This window comes from Nocardioides ungokensis (assembly GCF_013466985.1).
Lineage (GTDB): Bacteria > Actinomycetota > Actinomycetes > Propionibacteriales > Nocardioidaceae > Nocardioides > Nocardioides ungokensis.
Genome location: NZ_CP059164.1, coordinates 2,233,074 through 2,255,915 on the forward strand (window position 1 = coordinate 2,233,074; position 22,842 = coordinate 2,255,915).

Below are 22,842 nucleotides of genomic sequence, written 5' to 3' on the forward strand. Positions count from 1 at the left end.
TTACTGCGAGGAGACGGCGATGTCCCCCTGCTCGCGGCGGTAGAGGTTCCAGTGCCAGTGCAGGTAGCGGTCGATCGCGCGTACGACGTGGGCGCTGCGGATGGACGGGAAGACGTCGAAGGCGTGCTGGGCGCCCGGCAGCTCGGCGTACACGACCGAGCGCTTGGAGACCGAGCGCAGCTTCTCCACGAAGAGCCTGGCCTGCTCGACCTCGACCAGGCTGTCGAGGGTGCCGTGCAGCACGAAGAAGTCCGGCGCGTCCTCGGTGATCCGCAGCAGGGGAGAGGCGGCCTCGAACGCCTCGGGGTCCTCCTCCCAGCTGGTCTGGAAGATCCGCGGCGCGAGGAAGGCGTCGCGCATCTGCACGGCGCTCCGCAGCCCCGTGCAGCCGGCCAGGTCGTAGACGCCGTAGTGGGGGACCGCGACCTGCACGCTGGTGTCGGCGTGCTCGAAGCCGGGCTGCCACGCGGGGTCGCCGGGGGTGAGCGCGGCCAGCGCGGTCAGGTGGCCGCCGGCCGACCCGCCGGTGATCGCGACGTACGCCGGGTCCCCGCCGTACTCCTCGATGTGCTCGCGGATCCAGGCGATCGCCCGCTTGACGTCGATGATGTGCGCTGGGAAGGCGTCGCGCGGCGAGAGCCGGTAGTTGATCGCGACGCAGACCCAGCCCTTGGCCGCCAGGTGCTGCATCAGCGGGATGCCCTGCTGGTCCTTGCTGCCGACGCTCCAGCCCCCGCCGTGCACCTGCAGCAGCACCGGGGCGCGGCCCACGGCGGGGTCCACCGGGTGGTAGACGTCCAGCAGGCCGCGCTTGCCGTGCTCGGGGGCGTAGGCGATGTCACGCTCGACCTCCACGGCGATGTTGCGCACCCGGAACGGGTTGACCAGCTGGCGCCACGGTGTGGCCAGGTCGGCGGGCGTCGGCCGGGCGTCGAGCGCGTCGAGGTAGTCCTCGCCCAGGGACTCGGTCAGCGCCGTCTCTGCCGCGGTCTGCACCCGCCGGCTCTGGTCGATCAGGAAACCCAGGCCGGCGGCGCTGGCTGCGGCGAGCGCCAGACCGGCCCTGCTGCGGCGCCGGCTGGCCGCGTTGACCGCGGCGTCGGCGGCGGTGACCGCGAGCAGGTGCGGGGCCAGCTCGCCGGTCAACCAGCCCGCGAGGAAGGCCGGGATGCCGACCCGGAAGCCCGGCACGGGCCGGATGGCGTTGGCCGTGAGCGCGGCAGTCACGATCTGTCTGCGCAGGAAGGACATGTCGCGATGATGTCACGCGACTAGAACGTGTTGTAGCTCCAGGGCGTCCGGCGGCAGGGGCCGGGGACGTGCGGGGGAAGGCCGGGGGGAAGGCCGGGGGAAGGGGCGACGGGGAGCGTGTGGACACCGGCTGATCCAGGCCGGACCCACACAGGAGGAAACCCCATGACAAGCACCATGCAGAGCCCCCGCAACGGCGTCGACGTCGCGACCCTGTTCGCCACTCTCGACGCGGTCAAGGGACAGCCCGAGATCGCGAAGTTCCAGTTCCGCGCCAGCAACACCTGGCAGGGCGGCACCCACAGCCGCACGGAGTTCTCGGGCTTCCACGGCGCCCTGCAGGAGATGGCCCACCAGCAGGTGACCGTCGTCGAGGCCGACCACCCCGAGGTACTGGTCGGCAACGACCACGCGCCGACCGCCGCGGAGTACCTGCTGCACGCGATCGCCGCCTGCCTCACCTCCGGGATCGGCAACATCGCCGCCGCCCGGGGCGTGGACCTCACGAGCGTCACCTCGACGGTGGAGGGAGACATCGACCTGCTCGGGATCCTGGGCCTCTCGGGGGGCTCGGTCCGGAACGGCTACGAGCAGATCCGGGTCACCTTCCAGATCGAGGGCGACGCCGACGACGCGACGCTGCGGGAGATCGTCGAGCAGTCCCGCCGACGCTCCGCGGTCTACGACGCCCTGACCCAGCCCACCCCCGTCCACATCGACGTCGAGGTCCGTGGACAACGCGAGCGCGCCTGACGCGGCGCTCCCGAGCACACCACGTGGGCCCGGTCGCCTCCAACGATCGACCGGGCCCACACCAGGAAGGAATCCCCATGAACACCATCGACACCATCGTCATCGGCGCCGGGCACGCCGGTCTCGCGGTGAGCCGCCTGCTGACCGAGGCCGGGCGCGACCACGTCGTCCTGGACCGCGGGCGGATCGCCGAGCGGTGGAGGACCGAGCGCTGGGACTCGCTGCACCTGCTCACCCCGCGCTGGATGACCCGGCTGCCCGGCTGGCGCTACCAGGGCGAGGACCAGGAGGGCTTCATGCCGGCCGACGAGCTGGTGGGCCACCTCGAGAAGTACGCCGCCGCCGGGGGCGCCCCGGTCGTCCTCGGGGACGAGGTCCGCCGCGTCTCGTTCCACCGGGACCGTTACCGCGTCGAGACGGCCGGGGTGTCCTGGCAGGCCAGGAACGTCGTCATCGCCACGGGTGCGACCGGACGGCCCAACCTGCCTGAGGGCCTGGACCGGCTCGACCCCGACGTCCGGGTGATGCCCACCACCGAGTACCGCAACCCCGACCAGGTCCCGGCGGGCGGCGTCCTCGTCGTCGGGGCGTCGGCGTCCGGGACGCAGATCGCCGACGAGCTGGTCCGCGCGGGGCGTCGGGTCGTGCTGGCCGTCGGCCGGCACACGAGGCTGCCGCGGAGCTACCGCGGCATGGACATCTTCTGGTGGCTCGAGCAGACCGGCCGACTGGCTCGCATCCGGGACCGGGAAGCGTCGGCCCGGCACGAGCCGTCGCTCCAGCTCGCCGGGCGTCTGCGCTCCGACCCGCGTGGCACCGAGGTCGACCTGGCGACCCTGCAGGGGCTGGGCGTGGACCTGGTCGGGCACCTCGACGGCGTGGAGCGCCACCAGGTCACCTTCCGTGACGACCTCGCGGCGACCACGACCCGTGCCGACGAGGGGATGCACGGCTTCCTGGACGTCGTCGACAACTACGTCGAGGCCGCCGGCCTCGCTTCGGAGGTGGACGCGGCGACCCGCCCGGCCGGGGTCGCTGCGGCGGGACGTCCGACGCGCCTGGACCTGCGGGCCGAGGGCGTCGGCACGGTGCTGCTCGCGACGGGATTCCGGCCGCACCACCCCTGGCTGCGGGTGCCGGTCGTCGGCTCGGACGGCGCCATCCAGCAACACCGCGGCGTGACCGCTGCGCCCGGCCTGTACGTCGTCGGGCAGCGCTTCCAGCACCGCCGCGACTCGACGTTCATCGACGGCGCGCGGTTCGGCGCACGTGACGTGGTCTCGCACCTGACCTGCGGGCAGCCCGCGGCCGAGGTGCTGGGGGAGGCGTCGTGAAGACCTACGACGTGGTCGTCGTCGGGGGCCGGGTCGCCGGCGCGTCGACGGCCCTGCTGCTGGCCCGCGCGGGAGCCCGGGTCGCGCTGTTCGACCGGTCGGCGTACGGCGCGGACACGCTGTCGACCCACGGACTGATGAGGGCCGGTGTGCTGCAGCTGAGCCGCTGGGGCCTGCTGGACCAGGTCGTGGCCGCGGGCACGCCTCCGATCCGCACGACCACGTTCCTCTACGGCGACAAGGAGCCGGTTCGGATCTCCATCCGGCCGAGCCCCGGGGTCGATGCTCTCTACGCCCCTCGGCGGACAGTGCTCGACCGGATCCTCGTCGACGCGGCCGTCGCGGCGGGCGTCGACGTCCGGTACGGGACCCGGGTCACCGGGCTGCTCCGGGACCGCACCGGCCGTGTGGCCGGGGTGCGTGGCCGCACCCGTGCCGGCACGCGGGACGTGCACGCGCGGTTCGTGGTGGGCGCCGACGGCATCGCCTCGTCCGTGGCTCGGGAGGTCGGGGCCCCGCTGCTGCGGGAGGGGCACTGGGGCAGCGCCGTGCAGTACGCCTACTACGACGGGCTCGGTGGCAGCGGCTACGAGTGGGCCTACCGCGACGGCGTCGCCGCAGGCCTCATCCCGACCAACGACGGGCTCAGCTGCGTCTTCGTGGGGACCTCCCCGTCCCGGATGCGCACGATGCGGATGGACAGGTCGGCCGAGGACGCGTTCGGGTCCGTGCTCCGGCTGGCCGCCCCGCAACACGGCGAGCTGCTCGCTTCCGCGACCCGCGTCGGGGGCTTCCACGGGTGGGCCGGCAGGCGCGGGTTCGTCCGGAGGTCGTGGGGGCCGGGGTGGGCCCTGGTGGGCGATGCCGGGCACTTCAAGGACCCCATCAGCACGCACGGGATGACCGACGCGCTGCGCGACGCGGACCTGCTGGCGAGTGCGGTCCTGGACTCGCTCGCCGGGAGTCGACCCGAGGCCGAGGCGCTCGACGGCTACCAGCGCCGGCGCGACCTGCTCTCCGCGCAGCTCTTCCAGGTCAGCGACGAGATCGCCGGCTTCGAGTGGGACAGCCACCAGGTGCAGCCGCTGCTGAGGAGGGTCAGCGCGGCGATGATCGACGAGGTGGAGATGCTCGAGGCACTGGCTGCGGCGGACGAACGACGCCCTCTCCTCGCGCCGGTTCGGAGGTAACGTGGACTCTTCGCAACGGACCCCACCCGGTCGAGGCAGCCGCATGGACGTCACCATCACGTTGCTCGGGAGCTTCTCGGTCGTGGTCGGGCGCGCCCCGGTGCCGTCCGAGACGTGGAGCCGGCGCGGTGCGGCGTCCCTGGTGAAGCTGCTGGCGACGGCGGACGGGCGCCGGATGCACCGCGAACAGGTCATGGACGCGCTCTGGCCCGACCTGCCGGTCGAGTCGGCGACTCCCCGGCTGCACAAGGCCGCCCACTACGCCCGTCGCGCGCTCGGCGGCGGGACCACGGGCCTGACCCTGCGCAACGACCTCGTCATGCTCTACCCGGACGCCGACGTCCGGGTCGACGCCGTCGAGTTCCGGCGGGCCGCCGAGGCGGCGGTGGCGTCGGGCTCCGCCGTCGAGGCGGAACGGGCGCTCGCGGGATACGCCGGGACGTTCCTGCCCGACGACCTCTACGAGCCGTGGGCGTCGCCGTGGCGAGAGACGCTGGGCCTGCTGCACCAGGACCTGCTGCGGCTGGCAGGCCACTGGGAGGAGCTCGTGCGGGTGAGCCCCGCCGACGAGGAGGCCCACCTGGCGCTGGCGCGCGACCACGCCGAGCGCGGCGACGTACGCGCGGCGCTGCGCCAGCTCGAGCGCATGGAGCAGGCGCTCCGCCGGGAGCTGGGGACCGCACCCAGCGCAGCGGCCACCGCGCTGCGAGGCCGCCTCACCGGCGTGATGGAGACGCCCTCGCGGGAGCCGACGCCGGGTGAGACCCTGCGCCTGGTCGGGCGGCGGGGCGTCGCGGACACGATCCGCGGCCGGATGGACCGGGCCGACGCCGGCAACGGGAGCGCCGTGGTCCTGACCGGCGTCGCCGGGGTCGGGAAGTCGGCGGTGCTCGAGCTGGCCGCCGGGCTGGCGCATCGCCGCGGCTGGCGGGTCGCCCGGGGCGGGGCGTCGGCGGTGGAGGGCTCGTGGCCCTACGCCCCCGTGCTCGAGGCTTTCGCCGACCTGTGTCGCCGCCATCCGGCGCTCCTCGACGGCCTGGACGACATCTACGGAGAGGAGCTGGGGAGGGCGCTGAGCGGCCGGCAGATCACGTGGAACGGCGAGACGGCCCACCAGCGCCTGTTCGTGGCGGCCGCGGAGCTGCTGCGGCTCGCGGCCTCCGGCCGCGGGCTGCTGCTGGTCGTGGACGACCTGCACGAGGCCGACGAGGCGACGCCGAGGCTGCTGCACTACCTGGCCCGCTGCGCCGTGAACGAGTCCGTCGTCATTCTCGTCGCCACGCGCCCCGGCGCCGGCCGGTCGCTCGAGGAGATGCAGGAGAGCCTGGTGGCCAGGGGAGTCGGCGGGGTCATCCACCTCGCGCCCCTGGACGAGCGGGCCACGCGGCGGCTGCTCGCCCAGCAGTTCCCCGACCTGGACGAGGCCACGGCCGACGAGATCCGCACCGTCTCGGGAGGCCTGCCCTTCCGGGTCCTGGAGGCGGCCCGCGGCGCGCGGAGCGGCGCCAAGGACGTGGCCGTCTCGGGGCTGCCGCAGCACGTCCTGCCGGTCTTCCGTCGCGTGGCGCTGCTGGGCTCGGCGTTCACGACCGACGAGCTGCTCGCCGCGTCGGGCGTCCCCGAGCCCGAGACGTACGCCGCGCTCGAGGCCGCGATCGCCACGTCGGTCGTCGAGCCCGCCGAGGCCGGCTACCGGTTCCGCCACGCGCTGGTCCGGGAGTCGCTGCTGTCCGGATTCTCCCCGCTCGAGCGCTCGCGCGCCGGGCGTGAGGTCGCCGAGCGGCTCGCCGCCCTGGACACGCCGCCGTCGCGCGTCGCGCACCTGTTCGTCGCCTCCGGCCACCCGATGCAGGCCATCCCGTACGCGCGACCGGCGATCGAGACCGCGGGGGCGCTCGGCGCCTACCGGGACGGCCTGGCGCTGCTCGACGCCGTCGTCGACCACTCCGTGGGCAAGGACCGGGCGCACCTGCTGGCGCGGCGCGGCGACCTGCTGCTGGCGCTGGCGGACCCGACGGCCGTCGACGCCTACCGGGCCGCGCTGTCGGTGACCACGGGAACCGAGCACCGGCTGGTGCGCGCGCGGCTGGCCCGCGCCGCCACCTTCCAGGGTGACTTCGAGACGGCCGAGGCGGCGTTGACGAACGTCGACGTCGAGGGTGACACCGCCGACGCGCCGTTGCTGCTGGCGCGAGGCAGCCTCGCCTACTTCAACGGCGACCTCGAGGCGGCCTGGCAGGCCGCGGACGCGGCGCGCAGCCTGCTCGAGCCGGGCGACACCTGGCAGGTCGTCGACCTCGTCGCCCTCCAGGGGCTGATCGCCCACCAGCGCGGCGAGTGGTTCCAGCGCTTCCTGCGCGAGCTGCGGCGCACGCAGGGCAACCCCGGACTGGCGACGGCGGTGTTCGACGCCCACCTCTGCGTCGCGGAGTACCTGCTCTACGGCCCGGTGCCCTACGACGAGGTGATCGACCTCGCGACGGGGTTGCGACGCCGCGCCGAGCAGTACGGCGCGCTGCGGGGCGTGGCGTTCGCGACAGCCCTGATCGGCGAGGCCGCCCTCCTCAAGGGCGACCTGGACACGGCCGAGCGCGAGCTGCTCGAGGCCGTGGACCTGCACCGCGACGTGGATGCCTCGGCGGGTGAGGCGCACTCCCTCCAGCGGTTGGCCGAGGTCCGGCTGGCGCGCGGTGACCGGGCTGAGGCGCTGCGGCTGCTGCAACGGGCCCTGCCCCTCGCCCGGTGGTCGGTCGTCGGCAAGCACCTGCTCCAGCGGATCTTCGGGACCATGGTCTCGGCGGCCGACAGCCCCGCCGAGGGAGTGACGGTCGCCGAGCGCGCCGAGCAGGCGTTGGGGGTGAGCGACCGGTGCGTCTTCTGCGACATCATGTTCGCCGTCCCGGCCGCCATCGCCCACGCGGACGCCGGTGACGTGGTGGGCGCCCGTCGTTACGTCGCGCAGGCCGAGTTCGTGGAGGACCAGTGGGAGGGCACCTCGTGGGACGCCGCCGTGGCCGAGGCCCGGGCGCACCTGGCCGTGGCCGAGGGGGACCACGGCGAGGGTCGACGCTGGATCAGGACCGCGACCGAGCTCTTCGTCACCTCCGGGCAGCCGCTGGACGCGGCGCGCTGCACCGCGACCGCGGGGGAGTGGGCGGCATCGCGCAGCGAGATGTCCGGCTCGGCTTCCGCGGTCAGCCGGTGAGCCGCTCGGTGAAGAAGGACAGGACGCGGTCGACCCCCTCCTGCTGACGGTGTGCAGTGAGCGTTGCGTGCCCCTTGCCCTCGAACTCGACGCGGATGAACGCGTCGCCGAGCTCCCGGCTGAGGGTCTCGAAGCGGGTGCCGGTGGCGGCGTCCTTGCGGTAGCGCAGGCCGAGCACCTGGCACCCGGCCCCGGCCCGCTGCTTCACGGCGGCCAGGTCGGCGGGGGAGAGGCTCAGGTCGGCGCCGCGCGCCTTCCCGATCGCGAACGGCAGCGACGGCTGGGCCACGACGGGGGCGGCAACAGCGGAGTCCACCATCATGGCCAGGGCGAACCCTCCGGTGAAGCACATGCCCAGGGCGCCCACGCCGGGCCCGCCCAGCTCGGCGTGCAGCTCGCGCGCCAGGCTGCGCAGCCAACCGGCGACGGGCGAGGTGACGCCGATGGCGAGCTTGTTGAACTCCGCGTCGACGCACACCTTGCGCAGGGACCTCAGGAGGTTCGGCCCGCTCATCGGCGACTCGGGGGTGCCGAAGAGCTGCGGCATGACCACCGTGAAGCCGGCCGACACCACCGTGTCGGCGAAGCCGATCACCTCGGGGGTGATCCCCGGCAGCTCGTGGATGACGATCACCCCCGGACCGCTGCCCTTGCGGTACGTCGGGTGGGTGACGCCCTTGCCGGCGCCGTCGACCTGGGTGTGGGAACCGGGTGTCCAGCTGTCCAGCAGGGCCATGCGACGAGTATGCCGCGTCAGGCCCCGCCGCCCCCGGAGCGGGCGCGGCCACGAAGCCGGCGCAGGCCGTGCCGGACCAGATAGGCGATCCCCTGGACGACCGACACGAGCAGGAGGAAGGCCTGGACGGCCACGACCACGACACCAGCGCCGGAGAGCGAGAAGATCAGGGCGTACACCAGCGCCACCTGCATCGACGGGTCGCCGGGCCACAGACCCACCAGCAGGCCGATGAGCAGGCCGAGGGCCACGATCACCGCGGCGATGCGCATGCTCATGGAGGTGGACTGCAGGCTCGCAAGCGCGGCGATGCGGGCGCGGGTCGCCCACGAGCTGCCCGGCGGATACGGGCTGACCACGGGTGGCGCCGACTGCTGGGCCTGATGGACCGCCCGCTCGGTCAGGTGCTGCTCGAGGTCGTCGAGGTAGGCGTCGACCTCGGCCATGTCGTACCCCTGCTGGAGCCGGACCGGGGCGAAGCGGACGGCACGCACGTCCTCGGGCCGCATCGCGGGCGTGGCGGAGCGCAACGACTCGACGGCACGCGCCACGAAGGCGTCGACCTCCCGCTTGGTGTAGCCCTCGCGGAACTGGACGGTGGTGAACGCAGCCCGGGAGAACCGGTCCAGATCGGACCCGGACAGCGGGTCACCCGACAAGGGAGTCATCGGGTCCAGTCTCCAGCACCGGTGGCCCGCCGACCAAGTGCCGGGCGGCCCGTTCTCAGGTCCGGGTCGCGCCGGGCGCCGGGGCGGACGGCGCTGTGGTGGGAGGGGCCGTGGTGGGAGGGGCGAGCGGCTCGCCCTCGCAGCAGTTGGCCTTGAACTTGCAGTGCGGGCAGAACCATCGCGTGGCGATCGGGTCGAACTCGTAGCCGCAGGCCATGCACGAGTAGTAGCCGGACATCGGACTCCCTGGGTGATTGCACTCGACCGTCGTCCACGACGATGCCACGTCGCGGGCACAATCGGGGCCGTGACCCACGACAACGCGCCACGATTCCGCACCGGGACCGACCACGTCGAGTCGTGGTTCGTGCGCGCCAACGACCCCGCCGCACCGCGGGCCCTGTGGCTCAAGGCCACCGTGCTGACCCGGGCCGACGGGTCGTCGCTCGCCCAGGCGTGGTGCAGCGTCTTCGACGGCGACCGGACCGCGGGGTTCCGCCACGACCTGCCCCTCGAGCAGGCGGCGTTCACGAGCCCCGCCACCGGCCTCGAGTCCCGCGTCGGGCCGGTCCGCCTCGTGCTCGGCGACGGCGGGGGCGCGTCGACGGGCGAGCTCGTCTCCGCCGCCGGTCGGGTGAGCTGGGACCTGACGTTCTCCCGCGGGGCCGGTGAGCTGGGCGACCCGATGTGCCTGCTCCCGTCCCGCCGCCTCGTGGATGCCCGACTCCCGCGGAACAAGCTGCTCACCCCCGTCCCGGTGGCGACGTTCGGCGGCCGGCTGGTGTGGGACGACGAGACCTGGGACCTCGCAGACTGGGTGGGCATGCAGGGTCACAACTGGGGTGACGCCCACAGCCCCGAGTACGCCTGGGGGCAGTGCGTCTTCCTCGACGGTTCCGGTACGCCGAGCGCGGTCGTCGAGGGGGCCTCGGGCCGGATCGAGCTGGGTGGCCGGCCCTCGCCACTCCTGTCGATGCTCGTCGTCCGCCGTGGGGAGCGGGAGTACCGCTTCGACCGCATCGTCGACCTGTGGCGACAGCGACCGGAGCTGGCATTCCCGCGCTGGTCGCTGCGGATGAGGGGACGGGACGGCGAGGCGACGCTCGAGGTCGTCGCGAGGCCGGAGGCCATGGTCTGCCTGGGCTACCAGAACCCGGCCCGACCGCCGAGCCACTGCCTCAACTCCAAGACCGCTCGGGTCCGGCTCGAGGTGCGGCCCCGGGGCGGCGCGGCGTTCGAGCTGACCAGCGAGCACGGGGGAGCGTTGGAGTTCCTCCAGGCCGACCCGGAGCCGCGGGTCCAGCCAGTCGTCTGAGCTGCAGGCGGTCCCTGGGCAATACTCGAAGCGTGGCCCGCACCCGGTGTTACCGCAACGGAGTCCTCACCGACGAGGGCTTCCCCATCGACGACGTCTCCGAGCACCTGCAGGAGGAGTCGTCGATGGTCTGGATCGACCTGCTCGGTGCCGAGCTGGCCGAGCTCCAGGTCGTCGCCGACGAGCTCGGCCTGCACACGCTCGCCGTGGAGGACGCCACCAGCGGACGCCAGCGGCCGAAGTTCAACCGCTACCAGGGCCACGACTTCCTCTCCGCGTACGCCGTGCACCTCGACGCGACGAGCGGGGAGCTGGTGATGGGGGAGATCGCGGCATTCATCACGCCGTCGGCGCTGGTGACCGTCCGCAAGGACGAGAACTTCCCGATCGACGGCCTGCTGCGGCGGTGGGACGACAACGCGGACCTGACGAAGTACGGCATCGGCGCCCTCGTGCACGGGCTGCTGGACTGGGTCGTCGACGGCCACTTCGACGCGGTGCAGTCGCTGGACGACGAGATCGAGGCGCTCGAGGACCTCCTCTTCGACGACCGCCCGCGTGACCGGGACGTCCAGCGGCGCAGCTTCGAGCTGCGCAAGAGCCTGGTCCGGCTCCGGCGGGTCGTGCTCCCGATGCGCGAGGTCGTCAACACGCTGATGCGTCGCGACGTCGGGCTCGTGCACGCGGAGATGACGCCGTACTACCAGGACGTCTACGACCACGTCCTGCGCGCGGCGGAGTGGACCGAGAGCCTGCGCGACCTGGTCGCGACGATCGTCGAGACGAACCTGACCATCCAGGGGAACCGGCTCAACATCATCACCAAGAAGGTCACCAGCTGGGCCGCGATCATCGCCGTCCCCACGGCGATCACCGGGTTCTACGGCCAGAACCTGCCCTACCCCGGCTTCGCCCGGGAGTCGGGCTTCCTCACGTCGTCGATCCTGATCGTGCTGCTCTCCGGCGGCCTGTACATCGCGTTCAGGCGCAAGGACTGGCTCTGACCGCGACCGCGCCCGGCCCCTGTCCGGCTCTCAGCGGGCGTGGTGGCGAACCTCTTGGAGCGCCCAGGAGTTGCCGTCGGGGTCGTCGAAGTAGATGAAGGTGCCGTAGTCGGCGCGGTTGGGCTCGAGGCCCGGCGTCATGGCGCCGTTCAGGAAGTGCTGGGGCCCGGTGTTCTCGATCCCGGCATCGGTGAGGAAGGCGTGCGCTGCCTCGATGTCCTCGACCACCAGCTGGGCGCCCTTCAGCGAGCCGGGCGCGACCCCGCCGCCGAGGCCCGTGCCGAACACGATCGAGCAGGCCGATCCCGGGGGCGTCACCTGGATGACGCGGAAGTGCTCGTTGGGGGCGAAGTCGTTGTCGAGCCGGAACCCGAGCCGGTCGACGTAGAACTCCCGCGCCCGCTCGACGTCCGAGACGGGGGCGATGACGACTTCCAGCTTCCAGTCCATGGTGGCGCTCTCCTTGTTGGTCGGTCGCCCACTGTGGCACAGGCCCTGCACATGGACGCGCGGAAATCGCTGGGCCGAGCCGGTGGATGCTGTCAGGGTGCTGCCATGGCATCTCGCGCATCCAACTTCTGCATCGACGCCGCCGACCCCTACGCCCAGACCATGTGGTGGGCGCAGGTGCTGGAGGACTTCGTCCAACCCACCCAGTGGGACAACGAGCCGGGGGCCGACGAGTGCGGACTCGCCGGCCCCGACGACCGCTACCTGCTCTTCCTCAAGGTCCCCGAGCCCAAGACGGTGAAGAACCGCATGCACATCTGCCTGCGGCCCACCGACCGGTCCCGCGACGAGGAGGTCGACCGCATCGTCGGCCTCGGGGCGACGCTGGTCAACGACCTGCGCGACGGCGACAAGGGCTGGGCGGTGCTGGCGGACCCCGAGGGCAACGAGTTCTGTGTGCTCACCCCCTACCGGCCCGGTGGCGCCTAGCCGCGACTGACTACCGTGGGGGCATGAGCTCCTGGCTCGGCGACGCCGAGATCGACTTCGAGTTCCGTCCCGGCGAAGCCAGCCCGGTCCACACCGACGACCCGGCCGCCGCGGCGGCAGCACGTCGATTCCGCGACGTGCTCGGCCGCTTCGCCTCGGGCGTCACGGTCGTCACCTCGACCAGCGGCGGTCAGCCGGTCGGGATGACCTGCCAGTCGTTCTCCAGCGTGTCGCTCGACCCGCCGCTGGTGCTCTTCGTGCCCGCCAAGACCTCACGTGCCTGGCCGCTGATCCAGCGGTCGGGCACGTTCTGCGTCAACTTCCTCGGCGTCGACCAGGCCGAGGTCTCCAACACGATGGCCAGCCGCGGGGTCGACAAGTTCGCCGACGTGAAGTGGCAGCCCTCCACCGCGACCGGCTCCCCGGTCCTCGACGGCGTCCTCGGCTACGTCGACTGCACCATCCAGGCCGTGCACGAGGCCGGCGACCACTTCGTCGTCATCGGCCGGGTGCTCGAGCTCGAGATGACCGAGGCCGAGGACCCGCTGCTGTTCTTCCGGGGGCAGTACACGACCACCGAGGGCTGACCCGGGCGGTCGCCGGCGTCAGTGCCCGTGAGGGGGCGGCGGCTCGTCGACGTTGACGGTGGGGATTCCGGCGCCGGCCCGGGCGATCACCGCCAGGGATGGCTCGTCGGTCGGGTTGCTCTCCCGGTGGATCGTGTGGGCCGGGACGTGCACGAAGTCGCCCGGCTCCGCATCGAGATACCCGTTGTACCCCTCGAACTCCAGGCGCAGGATGCCGCGGACGACGTACAGGCACGACTCGTTGCTGTCGTGGTGGTGCCACCCGGAGCTGGTGCCCGGCGCGGTCTCGACCTGGCCCGCCCACAGCCGGCCGGCCAGCTCGAAGGCGCGCTGCCGGTCCATGCCCGGGGTCGGGTCCGCGGGCACCAGGGAGTCGCCGCGCACGACGCGGATCGGGTCGCTCACGGGGTCAAGTCTGCGGGGTCTGTCAACGGGTGGTGGTGGTCGGCGCAGCGGGCGGAGACGGGTGGCCACAACTCGGCCCAGGGATGCGCGGCCTCGAGCTGAGCCGCCAGCCGCAGGAGGGTGCCCTCCGCGCCGGGCTGCCCCATGAAGTTCATCCCGATCGGCAGCGAGTCCCGGCTCCAGCCGAGCGGCACGCTCATCGCCGGGCGGCCGGTGAGGTTGGCGGTCACCAGCGGGAACGCGACGAACTCCGCCGAGCGTGCCTCCGCGCGGCTCGGGTCCTCGGCGTCCGCGGCCAGCTGGCCCAGGCGGGGCGGGGGCTCGGCCAGGGTGGGGGAGAGCCAGACGTCGAAGCCGTCGGTGCCGTCGTACGCCGCGGCGAGCGCGCGTCCGAAGGCCTGCACGGTCGTGAGGGCCATCAGCAGGTCGCCGCCGCGGACCTCCCGGCCGCGCTCCCAGTAGAGGCGGGTCAACGGTTCGAGCTCCTGCGGCTCGGGGAGGCGCCCGGTCTCCCGGGCCCAGTAGCGGATCACCCAGTCGAGGCCCGCGCCGTACAGGCGGCCGATGGCGCTGCCCACCTCCGGGGTCAGCTCGGTGAGCTCGCGCTCGACGACCGTGTGGCCGAGGTCGGTGAGCCGCCCGGCGGTGTCGTCGAGCACGCCGAGGCAGTCCACGTGCACGGGACGGCCCTCGGCGGGACACCGGCTGACCGCGATCCGGAGCGGCTCTGGCGGCCGGTCGAGCTCACCAAGCCAGGTCCCCTCGTGGTGGGGCGCGAAGTAGGGATCGCCCGGCGCCGGCCCGGCGGTCACGTCGAGCAGGGCGGCGCTGTCCCGCACCGACCGGGTGAGCACGTGCTCGGCCGCCATGCCGCCGAAGACGTCGCCGTACCGCGGACCGAGCGGGTTGCGCCCGCGCGTGGGCTTGAGCCCGAAGATGCCGCAGCACGAGGCGGGGATGCGCAGCGAGCCGCCGACGTCGTTGCCGTGCGCGACCGGGACCATGCCACTGGCCACCGCGGCCGCCGACCCGCCGCTCGAGCCGCCGGTGGTGCAGGTGGTGTCCCACGGGTTCACGGTCGGCAGGCCGTCCTGCGGCTCCACGGTGGGCGCCATGCCGAACTCCGGCGTGCTGGTCTTGCCGAGGACGACGAACCCGGCGCGGCGCAGACGTGCGACGTACTCCTGGTCGTGCGTGGAGACGACGCCGCGCAGGTAGGCGGAGCCTTCGCGCATGGGGAGGCCCTCGACCTCGGCGCACAGGTCCTTGACCAGGGTGGGGACCCCCGCGAACGGCAGCGCCGGGTCCAGGGTCCGTGCCGTGTCGACCGCGCGGTCGAAGTCGGTGACGACCAGCGCGTGCAGCATCGGGTCGAGGCGCTCGATGCGGTTGATCGCGTCGAGGACCAGGTCGACCGGGCGGAGCTCGCCGGCGTGGACGAGCGCGGCCTGGGCGACCGCGTCGGCGTGGCCGGTCTCCAGGCGGGCGTCCGCGGGCATCAGGGCTCCAGGCAGGCCGGGATCGAGTCGGAGTGGCCGTGCGGGGTCTCGGTGTGCCCGCGGGGGCCGTAGATCTTCACCCAGTCGACCGAGGCGAACTGCTTCAGCGACGGGAACACCTCGCCCGCCAGGGTGACGGTCGAGCCGCCGCTGCTGCAGCCACCGGTCATCCGGACCCGCGCCACACCGTCGGTGATGCTCGGCCCGGTCAGGCCGGTCGCCCCGGAGCGGAGCAGGCGCAGCCCGTCGGCCCGCTCGCTGCGCAGTGGCCCCGCGAACAGGCGGTCGAGCACGCCGCGGGCCGGCGACCCGGGCAGCACGGGACGGGACCGGGCGACGAAGAACGGCTGCTGGTTGTTGTCGAAGTTGTCCCGGTCGAGGAAGAAGACCTTGCGGGGCACCGTCCGGAAGCCGGCCCTGATGTCGACCACCACGCGGGCGGGGTTCTGCAGGGTGAACACGCGGAACGGCGTTCGCCTCGCGAGCCCGATGCCGTAGGAGGTCACGCCCTCGAAGTCGCCCGACCGCACGGCCGTCATCGCGTTGGGCAACGCGAAGGCCAACCGACGCGGCGCCGTGGGGGTGCCGGACGCGTCGTGCGCGTCGGCCGGCTCGAACCGCACGCTCAGGATCGCCCGGCCGGCGATGCGCACGGGCTTGCCGGAGCCGTCGGCGACGAGCCGGTCGACGTACCGGGCGCGGTGGCTGGACGGCAGGCCACCGCGGAAGTCGAAGACGATCCGGTCGACGTTCCCGTGGTGGGCGGCCCGGATCCCGGTGAGTGTCGGCACGGGGGGCGCCGCGGCCCCGGTTGCGGAAGGCATCGTCCCGCCCGCGGCCACGAGGAACGGCCCGAGGAGCGCGAGGGGAGCCAGGCGACGGAGCAGATTCACCCTCCACAGCGTCGACCACGGGCGTCGAGGGTGGCAGAGCCGAAGGTCCCGCCCGGGGATCCCCGCTCCGTGGCCGCCGCGTTCTGTCGACTTTCGCATTTTGATGCAGTGCACAGTCCTGCACCTCCAACCCGTTGACCGCCGGTCCCACCCGGCGCAAGAGTTCCCGCGGTTCACGTTCTCGGGTGGAAGACCTCCAGCTGTGTCCGGGCCTGAACCACATCCTTTCCCTCCCACGGGGCTCCTCAGCGAGCCCGGACAAAGGAGTGTCGAGTGAACAAACTCGTCGCTGGGCCCCCGCGCCAGCTCATCCTCGCCAGCGCGGCAGCCCTCCTCTCAGCCGTCACGGTCGTGTCGGCTCCCACCGCCGGCATGGCCGCCGGCGGCGCCCCGGCACATCAGGGGGCGGACGCGCGTGCCCAGGCCGCCTCGTCCGCGCGCAACCTCGTGGCGGACCGCCCGGCTCGACTCCACGCCAGCAAGTACGACGCGTTCCGCGCCATGCCGGTGCAGTCGTCGTCGGGCCTGCAGTACGTGCCCTACGAGCGCACCTACAAGGGGCTGCCGGTCATCGGTGGTGACTTCGTCGTCTCCACCGACAGCGACGGCAAGGTGCTGGGCACGACGGTGGCCCAGACCCGCGCCGTGCAGCTCGCGTCGGTCAGCCCGACGGTGAGCAAGGCGGCCGCGCGCTCGACGTCGGCCCACCAGGTCAAGGACGCCCGCCTCGAGGCGACCCGCCTGGTCGTCCTCCAGCGCGCGGCCTCCGCCCTCGCCTGGGAGACCACGGTGGACGGCGTGCGCAACGGCGAGGCCTCGCGCCTCACCGTCTACGTCGACGCGCACAACGGGCACGTGCTCAGCAGCAAGGAGCACGTCATGGAGGGCACCGGCACCTCGGCGTACGCCGGGACCGTGACGATCCCGACGAGCCTCTCGGGCTCGACGTACTCGATGAAGAACTCCAACGCCGCCACCCTGGTCTGCCAGGACGCCGCCACCAACACGACGTTCACCGGCGCCGACGACCTGTGGGGCAACGGCAACGCGACCAGCCGCGAGACCGGCTGCGTGGACTCGTTCTACTCGGCCGAGCAGGAGCGGCAGATGCTCTCCGCGTGGGACGGCCGCTCCGGCATGGACGGCGCCGGCGGCTGGGTGCCGATCCGCGTGGGCCTCGCCGACGTGAACGCCTACTACGACGGCACCCAGGTGCAGGTCGGCCACACCCAGACCGGCGGCAAGTGGATCGGCTCGATCGACGTCGTCGCACACGAGTTCGGCCACGGGGTCGACGACCACACCCCGGGCGGCATCTCCGGCAACGGCACCCAGGAGTTCGTCGCCGACACGTTCGGCGCGGCCACCGAGTGGTACGCCAACAACCCGACCGACCGTCCCGACTACACCGTCGGCGAGCAGGTCAACCTGGTCGGCAACGGCCCGATCCGCTACATGTACAACCCGTCGCTGGCCGGTGACTCCAACTGCTACACCTCCTCGACGCCCACCGACGAGGTGCACGCGGCGGCCGGCCCCGGCAACCACTGGTTCTACCTGATGGCCGAGGGCACCAGCCCCACCGACGGGCAGCCGACCAGCCCCACCTGCAACGGCTCCTCGATCACCGGCATCGGCATCCAGAAGGCCGAGAAGATCATGTACAACGCGATGCTGATGAAGACCTCGTCGTCGTCGTACCTGAAGTACCGCACCTGGACGCTGACGGCCGCCAAGAACCTGTACGGCGCCACCAGCTGCACGGAGTTCAACGCGGTCAAGGCGGCGTGGGACGCCGTCAACGTCCCGGCACAGGCGGGTGACCCGACCTGCTCCACCGGCGGTGGCGGCGGCACCTGCACCAGCACCGGCCAGAAGCTCGGCAACCCCGGCTTCGAGACCGGCTCGGCTGCTCCGTGGTCGGCCTCCTCCGGCGTCGTGGACAACTCGACGGGCGAGGCCGCGCACAGCGGCAGCTGGAAGGCGTGGATGGACGGCTACGGCTCCTCGCACACCGACACGCTGAGCCAGTCGGTGACGATCCCGTCGGGCTGCAAGGCGACCCTGTCGTTCTACCTGCACATCGACACCGCCGAGTCCGGTTCGACGGCCTACGACAAGCTGACCGTCAAGGCCGGCTCCACGACCCTCGCGACCTACTCCAACGCGAACGCCGCCTCCGGCTACGCGCTGAAGTCGTTCGACGTCTCGTCGCTCGCCGGGCAGACCGTCACGATCAGCTTCAGCGGGGTCGAGGACAGCTCGCTCCAGACGAGCTTCGTGGTGGACGACACCGCCCTCACCACCAGCTGACGCACCCTCACCACACGGCGGCCGCCACCCTCGGGGATGGCGGCCGTCGTGCGTCCGCGCTCAGCCCGGGGCCCGCAGCGGCAGGGCCCCCGGAGGGTGGTCCCGTCGTCGCGCTGTCGACGCCGATGGTGGCCGCCGTGCCGCTCCTCGACGATGCGCCGGGCGATGTCGAGGCCGAGGCCGGTGCCCTTGCCGACGTCCTTGGTCGTGTAGAACGCCTCGAACACCCGCGCGGCCACCTCGGGCGACATCCCGGTGCCGGTGTCGGCGATCTCCACGACCACCGCGTCCGGGAGCGCCCTCGTCGAGATGCGCAGGGTGCCCGACCGTCCATGGCGTCCACGGCGTTGTCGATGACGTTGGCCCACACCTGGTTGAGCTCGCCCGCGAAGGCGTCGACCGGGGGACTGCAGCGTCGTAGTCGCGCACCACCGTGACACCCGTGCCGAGCTTGTGGCCGAGGATCACCAGGCTGCTCTCGATGCCCTCGGTGACGTCGACCTGCTGGCGCGACCCCCGGTCCATCTGCGAGTAGGACCTGACCGCGGCGACCAGGCCGGAGATCCGGTCGGTCGCCTCCTTGACCTCGGCCAGGAGCGACGTCATCGACCCACGCGCTGGCCACCCAGGTGAGGCCGGTGCCCAGCGCCGGTCCGGCGAGCGCCTCCGCGACCCGGTCGCACCACGCCACGTCGGCGCCGCCGGCCACGAGCAGCGGGGCGAGCTGCCACCCGTCGTCGACGCCGTGGCGGTCGAGCCAGTCGCCGACCGCCTCCTCGTCGTCGGCGATGGCCATGGGGTCCGTGCGGGCGGGACGACCCGGGAGCCCCCGGCGCAAGGCGTCGAGCGCCGCGAACTGCTGCGGGGTGATCTCGTCCCGGGCGAGCTGGCCGAGCGAGGCGAGCAGGGTGGTCGAGGCCTCCTCCATCGCGTCGACCGCCCGCGTCGCCGAGGCGGCCGGGTTGTTGATCTCGTGGGCCAGCCCGGCCGCGAGCGTGCCGAGGGTCACCAGGACTCGCGGTGACGCGCCGTCGACTCGATGCTGCGCGCCGTGCTGTAGAGGCCCTCGATCAGGTGCGTCGCCAGCGGGAACCACGCCTGCGCGAGGTCGCGCAGCGCGTCCGCCGGGACCCGGAGCACCCGCCCGGCCGTGGCGCCGCGCCCGGTCGCGAGGTAGACCCCGTGCTCGTCCCACGCCCGAAGCCGCCCGCCCAGCGCCCGGCACGTCCATGGTGCGGACCACGACGTCCTCGCGGCCGACGTGCCGCACCAGGTCGATGGCGCCGTCGACGAGGACCCACCACGCGTCGGCGTGCTCACCGCCCCGGAAGAGCACGTCGTCCCGCTCGAAGCACACCTCGTCGCCGGCCGCCGCGAGGTCGGCGAGCTGGACGTCGGTGAGCCCGTCGAAGAGGTCGAGGCCGCGCAGGTCGGCCGCCCCGATCACGTCGCCGCCAGGTAGCGGTGGACGTGGTAGACCGCCATCGCGCCCTCACCGACGGCCGAGGCGACCCGTTTCATCGACTCCCTGCGCACGTCACCCGCGGCGAAGAGACCGGCACACTCGTCTCGAGGGAGAACGGTGGGCGGCGAGGGGCCAGCGCGCGGACGCGTCCGGCTGCGAGGCGTCCGGCTGGGCGAGGTCCTGCCCGGTGACCACGAAGCCGTGCTCGTCGCGGGCGACGTCCTTCCCGAGCCAGTCGGTGCGCGGTGCGGCGCCGATGAAGACGAACAGCCAGCTCGTGGCCCGCTGCTCGGTCTCGCCCGTGGCCCGGTCGGACAGCGTGACAGACTCCAGGTGGGCGTTGCCCTGTGCCGCCACGACCTCGGTTCCGTAGCGCACCTCGATCCGCGGATCGGCGAGGATGCGTGCCACCAGGTAGCGCGACATCGAGGTGTCGAGCGAGGGTCCGCGGGCCACCAGGACGACGCGCTCGGCGTACCTGGCCAGGTTGAGGGCGGCCTGCCCGGCCGAGTTGGCTGCCCCGACGACGAGCACCTCGTCGCCCTGGCACTGCGAGGCGTCGGCGGCGTTGGCGCCGTAGTAGATGCCGCGGCCGGTGAGGTCGTCCACCCCGGCGGCCGTGAGCCTGCGGTAGGCCACCCCGGTGGCGACGATGACGGCACGCGCCTCGATCTCACCGGAGCCCTCGAGCAGCACCGCATGCACCGGTCCACGCCGCTCGCAGGCGACGACGTCGCGCGCGAGCACCAGCTCCGCACCGAAGCGTGACGCCTGCGCGCTGGCCCGCTGTGAGGTCGAAGCCGCTGAGGCCCTTGGGGAAGCCCAGGTAGTTTCTCGATGGCCGCGCTCTGGCCGGCCTGGCCGCCCGGTGCCTCCCGCTCCACGATGACCGTGCTGAGCCCCTCCGACGCGGCGTAGACCGCCGCGGCCAGGCCGGCCGGGCCCGCGCCGACGATGCAGACGTCGTACAACGGCTGCTCCGCGCGGGTCCGCAGCCCCAGCGCCTCGGCCACCTCCAGCGTCGACGGTGCGCGCAGGCCCTCCCCTCGGGCACCAGCACGAGGGGAGGTCGGCCGTGTCGGCCCCCGCCAGGGCGACGAGCCGCTGGGCCTCCGCATCGCGCTCGACGTCGTACCACCGGTAGGGAACGTGGTTGCGGGCGAGGAAGGTCTTGACCTCGTGGCTGCGCTCGGACCACCGGTGTCCGACGACCCGGACGTCGGTGTCGTGCTCGGGGTGCTCGTGAGCCCAGTCGTCGAGCAGGTCGTCGAGGACCGGGTACAACCGCTCGTCCGGCGGGTCCCAGGGCTTCAGCAGGTAGTAGTCCAGCCCGATGTCGTTGATCGCGCGGATCGCGACGTCGGTGTCGGCGTACGCCGTGAGCAGCACCCGTTTGGCGCCCGGGGCGAGCTCCTGGGCACGTCCGAGCATCTCGATCCCGGTCATGTGGGGCATCCGCTGGTCGGCGGTGATCAGCGCAACCGGCTGGTCGCGCAGCGCCAGCTGGGCGAGCACCTCGAGCCCCTCGGCCCCGGTCGTCACCTTGACGATGCGGTAGCGGTCGCCGTACCGACGCCGCAGGTCGCGCGTGATCGCGGCCAGCACCCCCGGGTCGTCGTCCACGGCCAGGATCGTCGCCCTGCCCATCGCCCACCGCCCTCCACACCGGTCCTCGCGGCCCCGATCGAGTATCGCCCACGCCGGTGAGCGCGAGGGCCGATAATCGCTGGCCATCCGGCTCGTCCGCGCGGACCCTCGAGACATGGAGCTCGTCCGAGGTCGATCCCGGCGACCGCACCGCGGTGCGGGACTACGCGGCCGCGCGCGAGGCGGCCCGCCGCGTCGACGCCCCCTGGCTGCCTCCCCTCACCGAGCACGAAGTCGAGGGCGGCTGCGCTACGGCTGGGACCTGGAGCCCGCGGTCGGTCACCTGGTCGTCGCGGGTTGAGGTGGTCGGCTGGGCGGACTACGAGACCAGCGAGTACGACAACCACCACCTGGCGTGGCTGAGGTTCGACGTCCATCCCGACCACCGCCGGCGGGGTCACGGCAGCGAGGTCCTGGCGGCGCTGACGAGCCGGGCGCGCGCCGAGGGCCGCACCTCGATCGGCACCGACGGGTGGGACCACGCGGCCGCATCCGCCTTCGCCTCGGCGCACGGACTGGAGTGCCGGAGCCGGGAGGTCCTCCGCCGCCAGGTCCTGTCCGAGCTGGCCTGGTCCGAGGCGGACCGGCTGCATGCCGAGTCCTCGTCGCGGGCTGGTGCCTACGAGCTCGTGCGTCTCGACGGCCCGGTCCCCGAGGGGGAGATCGAGGCCTTCGCGAGGATGGTGGCGGCGATCAACGACGCGCCGGTGGACGCCCTCGACATCGAGGACGAGGTCTACTCACCCCGGAGGATCCGGGCCTACGAGGACGCGCACCGATTGCGCGGGATGCGGATCCGCCGTCTCTACGCGCGGCACCGCGAGACCGGGGCACTGGCGGGCGAGACGATCGTGGGCGTCGACACCATGCGGCCCCACCGCGGCGAGCAGCACGACACCGCGGTCGTGCGCGCACACCGAGGGCACCGTCTCGGACTGCTGCTCAAGCTCGAGATGCTGCGGTGGCTGCGCGACGAGGAGCCTCGGCTGCGGACGATCGACACCTGGAACGCCGAGAGCAACGACCACATGATCGCGGTCAACGAGGCGCTGGGCTACCACGTGATGGGTCGGGCGCTGCTGTTCCAGAAGCCTCTCGAGGGCGACGGTCAGGGCGTGGGAGAGCCGTAGACCTCCAGCTCGCTGAGGTCGCTGTAGGAGCACCCGGCGTAGCTGCCGCCCGGGCAGCTCGTGGCGAAGCCGGGCGTCTGGTTGCCCCGGATCGTGAACCGGACGTAGCGCACCGAGTCGGAGCCGGCGACCGGGGTCACGAGGTTGATCCGGCCCAGGTCGTCGGACGTGAAGGTCCCGCTGCTGGCATCGGTCCAGGTGGTGCCGTCGGGGGAGGTGGCGATCGTGTAGTCGCCGGTTGAGGCCGACGGGCCGTCGCCGCAGGTCGCCGAGGGGTCGACGCCGAACCCGCTGACGTCCACGGCCCGGCCCAGGTCCACGGTGATGTGCTTGGGGACGAAGTGGTTCGTCGGGTCACCGTTGTCGTCACCGGTGGTGCTGCTCCAGCCGGTGGCCCGGCTGTTGTCGATCGCCTGGCCAGGACCGCAGCCGAAGCCGCCGTAGTCGGGCCCGTTGAAGTCGTGACCGAGGCGCCGCCGCTCGACGCCGCCCAGTCCCGGCGCACCTC

22 protein-coding genes and 3 pseudogenes are annotated in these 22,842 nt (G+C 72.9%); 11 read left to right on the forward strand and 14 right to left on the reverse strand.

Annotation, left to right across the window (positions count from 1 at the left end; genetic code table 11):
• Positions 1 to 1,251 (reverse strand): alpha/beta hydrolase, encoded by a 1,251-nt coding sequence (locus H0S67_RS10970; protein WP_180936592.1) that lies wholly within the window; start codon positions 1,249 to 1,251, stop codon positions 1 to 3.
• A 165-nt stretch (positions 1,252 to 1,416) separates the two neighbouring features.
• Here H0S67_RS10970 and H0S67_RS10975 point away from each other — a divergent pair, with 165 nt between their 5' ends.
• The 4 genes from H0S67_RS10975 (at position 1,417) to H0S67_RS10990 (ending at position 7,733) form a co-directional block, all read left to right on the forward strand.
• A complete protein-coding gene (locus H0S67_RS10975) occupies positions 1,417 to 2,004 on the forward strand; it encodes an OsmC family protein (RefSeq protein WP_180936593.1) in 588 nt (195 codons plus the stop codon).
• 77 nt (positions 2,005 to 2,081) lie between these two features.
• The gene (locus tag H0S67_RS10980; protein ID WP_180936594.1) at positions 2,082 to 3,338 is read left to right on the forward strand and encodes a flavin-containing monooxygenase; all 1,257 of its coding nucleotides are present in this window, start codon (positions 2,082 to 2,084) and stop codon (positions 3,336 to 3,338) included.
• Positions 3,335 to 4,528: an NAD(P)/FAD-dependent oxidoreductase gene (locus H0S67_RS10985; protein WP_219635642.1), complete on the forward strand. Its 1,194-nt coding sequence runs from the start codon at positions 3,335 to 3,337 to the stop codon at positions 4,526 to 4,528. The genes H0S67_RS10980 and H0S67_RS10985 overlap by 4 nt, the downstream gene beginning before the upstream one ends.
• 43 nt (positions 4,529 to 4,571) lie before the next feature.
• Positions 4,572 to 7,733 carry an ATP-binding protein gene (locus tag H0S67_RS10990; protein WP_180936595.1) on the forward strand — a complete coding sequence of 1,054 codons (3,162 nt, stop codon included), beginning with the start codon at positions 4,572 to 4,574 and terminating at the stop codon, positions 7,731 to 7,733.
• Here the strand turns inward: H0S67_RS10990 and H0S67_RS10995 are convergent.
• Genes H0S67_RS10995 through H0S67_RS11005 form a run of 3 tightly spaced genes read right to left on the reverse strand, consistent with a single transcriptional unit; the run spans position 7,723 to position 9,375 of the window.
• Positions 7,723 to 8,469: a dienelactone hydrolase family protein gene (locus H0S67_RS10995; protein WP_180936596.1), complete on the reverse strand. Its 747-nt coding sequence runs from the start codon at positions 8,467 to 8,469 to the stop codon at positions 7,723 to 7,725. The genes H0S67_RS10990 and H0S67_RS10995 overlap by 11 nt on opposite strands.
• A gap of 17 nt (positions 8,470 to 8,486) precedes the next feature.
• Positions 8,487 to 9,137 carry a DivIVA domain-containing protein gene (locus H0S67_RS11000; RefSeq protein ID WP_180936597.1) on the reverse strand — a complete coding sequence of 217 codons (651 nt, stop codon included), beginning with the start codon at positions 9,135 to 9,137 and terminating at the stop codon, positions 8,487 to 8,489.
• A gap of 55 nt (positions 9,138 to 9,192) precedes the next feature.
• Complete coding sequence (locus H0S67_RS11005) at positions 9,193 to 9,375, reverse strand: hypothetical protein (protein WP_180936598.1); 183 nt, start codon at positions 9,373 to 9,375, stop codon at positions 9,193 to 9,195.
• 69 nt (positions 9,376 to 9,444) lie between these two features.
• Here H0S67_RS11005 and H0S67_RS11010 point away from each other — a divergent pair, with 69 nt between their 5' ends.
• Together H0S67_RS11010 and H0S67_RS11015 are read left to right on the forward strand one after the other, a co-directional pair.
• Complete coding sequence (locus H0S67_RS11010; protein ID WP_180936599.1) at positions 9,445 to 10,452, forward strand: hypothetical protein; 1,008 nt, start codon at positions 9,445 to 9,447, stop codon at positions 10,450 to 10,452.
• Between the two features lie 32 nt (positions 10,453 to 10,484).
• Positions 10,485 to 11,456 carry a magnesium transporter CorA family protein gene (locus H0S67_RS11015; RefSeq protein WP_180936600.1) on the forward strand — a complete coding sequence of 324 codons (972 nt, stop codon included), beginning with the start codon at positions 10,485 to 10,487 and terminating at the stop codon, positions 11,454 to 11,456.
• Between the two features lie 30 nt (positions 11,457 to 11,486).
• On the opposite strand, the gene H0S67_RS11020 is transcribed toward H0S67_RS11015, so the two are convergent.
• Complete coding sequence (locus H0S67_RS11020; RefSeq protein ID WP_180936601.1) at positions 11,487 to 11,906, reverse strand: VOC family protein; 420 nt, start codon at positions 11,904 to 11,906, stop codon at positions 11,487 to 11,489.
• 105 nt (positions 11,907 to 12,011) lie between these two features.
• Between H0S67_RS11020 and H0S67_RS11025 the strand changes: the two genes are divergently transcribed.
• Together H0S67_RS11025 and H0S67_RS11030 are read left to right on the forward strand one after the other, a co-directional pair.
• Complete coding sequence (locus H0S67_RS11025) at positions 12,012 to 12,395, forward strand: VOC family protein (RefSeq protein ID WP_180936602.1); 384 nt, start codon at positions 12,012 to 12,014, stop codon at positions 12,393 to 12,395.
• Positions 12,396 to 12,418: 23 nt separating this feature from the next.
• Positions 12,419 to 12,982, forward strand: coding sequence for a flavin reductase family protein (locus H0S67_RS11030; protein ID WP_180936603.1), 564 nt, complete (start codon positions 12,419 to 12,421; stop codon positions 12,980 to 12,982).
• An 18-nt stretch (positions 12,983 to 13,000) separates the two neighbouring features.
• On the opposite strand, the gene H0S67_RS11035 is transcribed toward H0S67_RS11030, so the two are convergent.
• The 3 genes from H0S67_RS11035 to H0S67_RS11045 are packed head-to-tail and all read right to left on the reverse strand — an operon-like array spanning position 13,001 to position 15,779.
• On the reverse strand, positions 13,001 to 13,387 hold the full coding sequence (locus H0S67_RS11035) for a cupin domain-containing protein (RefSeq protein ID WP_219635643.1): 387 nt from the start codon (positions 13,385 to 13,387) through the stop codon (positions 13,001 to 13,003).
• Positions 13,384 to 14,886 (reverse strand): amidase, encoded by a 1,503-nt coding sequence (locus tag H0S67_RS11040; protein ID WP_180936604.1) that lies wholly within the window; start codon positions 14,884 to 14,886, stop codon positions 13,384 to 13,386. Before H0S67_RS11040 ends, H0S67_RS11035 begins: the two co-directional genes overlap by 4 nt.
• Positions 14,886 to 15,779: a GerMN domain-containing protein gene (locus tag H0S67_RS11045; RefSeq protein ID WP_180936605.1), complete on the reverse strand. Its 894-nt coding sequence runs from the start codon at positions 15,777 to 15,779 to the stop codon at positions 14,886 to 14,888. The genes H0S67_RS11040 and H0S67_RS11045 overlap by 1 nt, the downstream gene beginning before the upstream one ends.
• Positions 15,780 to 16,052: 273 nt before the next feature.
• Between H0S67_RS11045 and H0S67_RS11050 the strand changes: the two genes are divergently transcribed.
• Complete coding sequence (locus tag H0S67_RS11050) at positions 16,053 to 18,092, forward strand: M4 family metallopeptidase (protein ID WP_246355300.1); 2,040 nt, start codon at positions 16,053 to 16,055, stop codon at positions 18,090 to 18,092.
• Between the two features lie 152 nt (positions 18,093 to 18,244).
• Here H0S67_RS11050 and H0S67_RS28135 read toward each other — a convergent pair.
• Together H0S67_RS28135 and H0S67_RS28140 are read right to left on the reverse strand one after the other, a co-directional pair.
• A pseudogene (locus H0S67_RS28135) lies at positions 18,245 to 18,532 on the reverse strand (ATP-binding protein); the annotation flags it as partial.
• Positions 18,533 to 19,097: 565 nt separating this feature from the next.
• Complete coding sequence (locus H0S67_RS28140) at positions 19,098 to 19,412, reverse strand: hypothetical protein (protein WP_219635644.1); 315 nt, start codon at positions 19,410 to 19,412, stop codon at positions 19,098 to 19,100.
• Between H0S67_RS28140 and H0S67_RS28145 the strand changes: the two genes are divergently transcribed.
• Positions 19,405 to 19,554, forward strand: coding sequence for a hypothetical protein (locus tag H0S67_RS28145; RefSeq protein ID WP_219635645.1), 150 nt, complete (start codon positions 19,405 to 19,407; stop codon positions 19,552 to 19,554). The genes H0S67_RS28140 and H0S67_RS28145 overlap by 8 nt on opposite strands.
• Before the next feature lie 75 nt (positions 19,555 to 19,629).
• Here the strand turns inward: H0S67_RS28145 and H0S67_RS25085 are convergent, their stop codons facing one another.
• The 3 genes and pseudogenes from H0S67_RS25085 to H0S67_RS25095 all read right to left on the reverse strand — a co-directional run.
• Positions 19,630 to 20,304 (reverse strand): NAD(P)/FAD-dependent oxidoreductase, encoded by a 675-nt coding sequence (locus H0S67_RS25085; RefSeq protein WP_246355361.1) that lies wholly within the window; start codon positions 20,302 to 20,304, stop codon positions 19,630 to 19,632.
• Between the two features lie 137 nt (positions 20,305 to 20,441).
• Positions 20,442 to 20,675 (reverse strand): annotated as a pseudogene (locus tag H0S67_RS25090) (FAD-binding protein); the annotation flags it as partial.
• Between the two features lie 235 nt (positions 20,676 to 20,910).
• Positions 20,911 to 21,321: pseudogene (locus tag H0S67_RS25095) on the reverse strand (response regulator); the annotation flags it as partial.
• Positions 21,322 to 21,359: 38 nt separating this feature from the next.
• Between H0S67_RS25095 and H0S67_RS11065 the strand changes: the two are divergent.
• Positions 21,360 to 22,334, forward strand: a complete 975-nt coding sequence (locus H0S67_RS11065) for a GNAT family N-acetyltransferase (protein ID WP_180936606.1) — start codon at positions 21,360 to 21,362, stop codon at positions 22,332 to 22,334.
• Here the strand turns inward: H0S67_RS11065 and H0S67_RS11070 are convergent.
• Positions 22,313 to 22,828 (reverse strand): discoidin domain-containing protein, encoded by a 516-nt coding sequence (locus H0S67_RS11070; RefSeq protein WP_180936877.1) that lies wholly within the window; start codon positions 22,826 to 22,828, stop codon positions 22,313 to 22,315. The two genes, H0S67_RS11065 and H0S67_RS11070, sit on opposite strands and share 22 nt — an antisense overlap.
• Between the last annotated feature and the right edge of the window lie 14 nt (positions 22,829 to 22,842).

What these genes read in the sequence shown, in the direction of transcription:
- H0S67_RS10970 (WP_180936592.1), bottom strand. Translation starts at nt 1,251, where the DNA reads ATGTCCTTCCTGCGCAGACAGATCGTGACTGCCGCGCTCACGGCCAAC.
- H0S67_RS10975 (WP_180936593.1), top strand. Translation starts at nt 1,417, where the DNA reads ATGACAAGCACCATGCAGAGCCCCCGCAACGGCGTCGACGTCGCGACC.
- H0S67_RS11040 (WP_180936604.1), bottom strand. Translation starts at nt 14,886, where the DNA reads ATGCCCGCGGACGCCCGCCTGGAGACCGGCCACGCCGACGCGGTCGCC.
- H0S67_RS11030 (WP_180936603.1), top strand. Translation starts at nt 12,419, where the DNA reads ATGAGCTCCTGGCTCGGCGACGCCGAGATCGACTTCGAGTTCCGTCCC.
- H0S67_RS10990 (WP_180936595.1), top strand. Translation starts at nt 4,572, where the DNA reads ATGGACGTCACCATCACGTTGCTCGGGAGCTTCTCGGTCGTGGTCGGG.
- H0S67_RS10995 (WP_180936596.1), bottom strand. Translation starts at nt 8,469, where the DNA reads ATGGCCCTGCTGGACAGCTGGACACCCGGTTCCCACACCCAGGTCGAC.
- H0S67_RS11025 (WP_180936602.1), top strand. Translation starts at nt 12,012, where the DNA reads ATGGCATCTCGCGCATCCAACTTCTGCATCGACGCCGCCGACCCCTAC.
- H0S67_RS11020 (WP_180936601.1), bottom strand. Translation starts at nt 11,906, where the DNA reads ATGGACTGGAAGCTGGAAGTCGTCATCGCCCCCGTCTCGGACGTCGAG.
- H0S67_RS11000 (WP_180936597.1), bottom strand. Translation starts at nt 9,137, where the DNA reads ATGACTCCCTTGTCGGGTGACCCGCTGTCCGGGTCCGATCTGGACCGG.
- H0S67_RS11005 (WP_180936598.1), bottom strand. Translation starts at nt 9,375, where the DNA reads ATGTCCGGCTACTACTCGTGCATGGCCTGCGGCTACGAGTTCGACCCG.
- H0S67_RS10980 (WP_180936594.1), top strand. Translation starts at nt 2,082, where the DNA reads ATGAACACCATCGACACCATCGTCATCGGCGCCGGGCACGCCGGTCTC.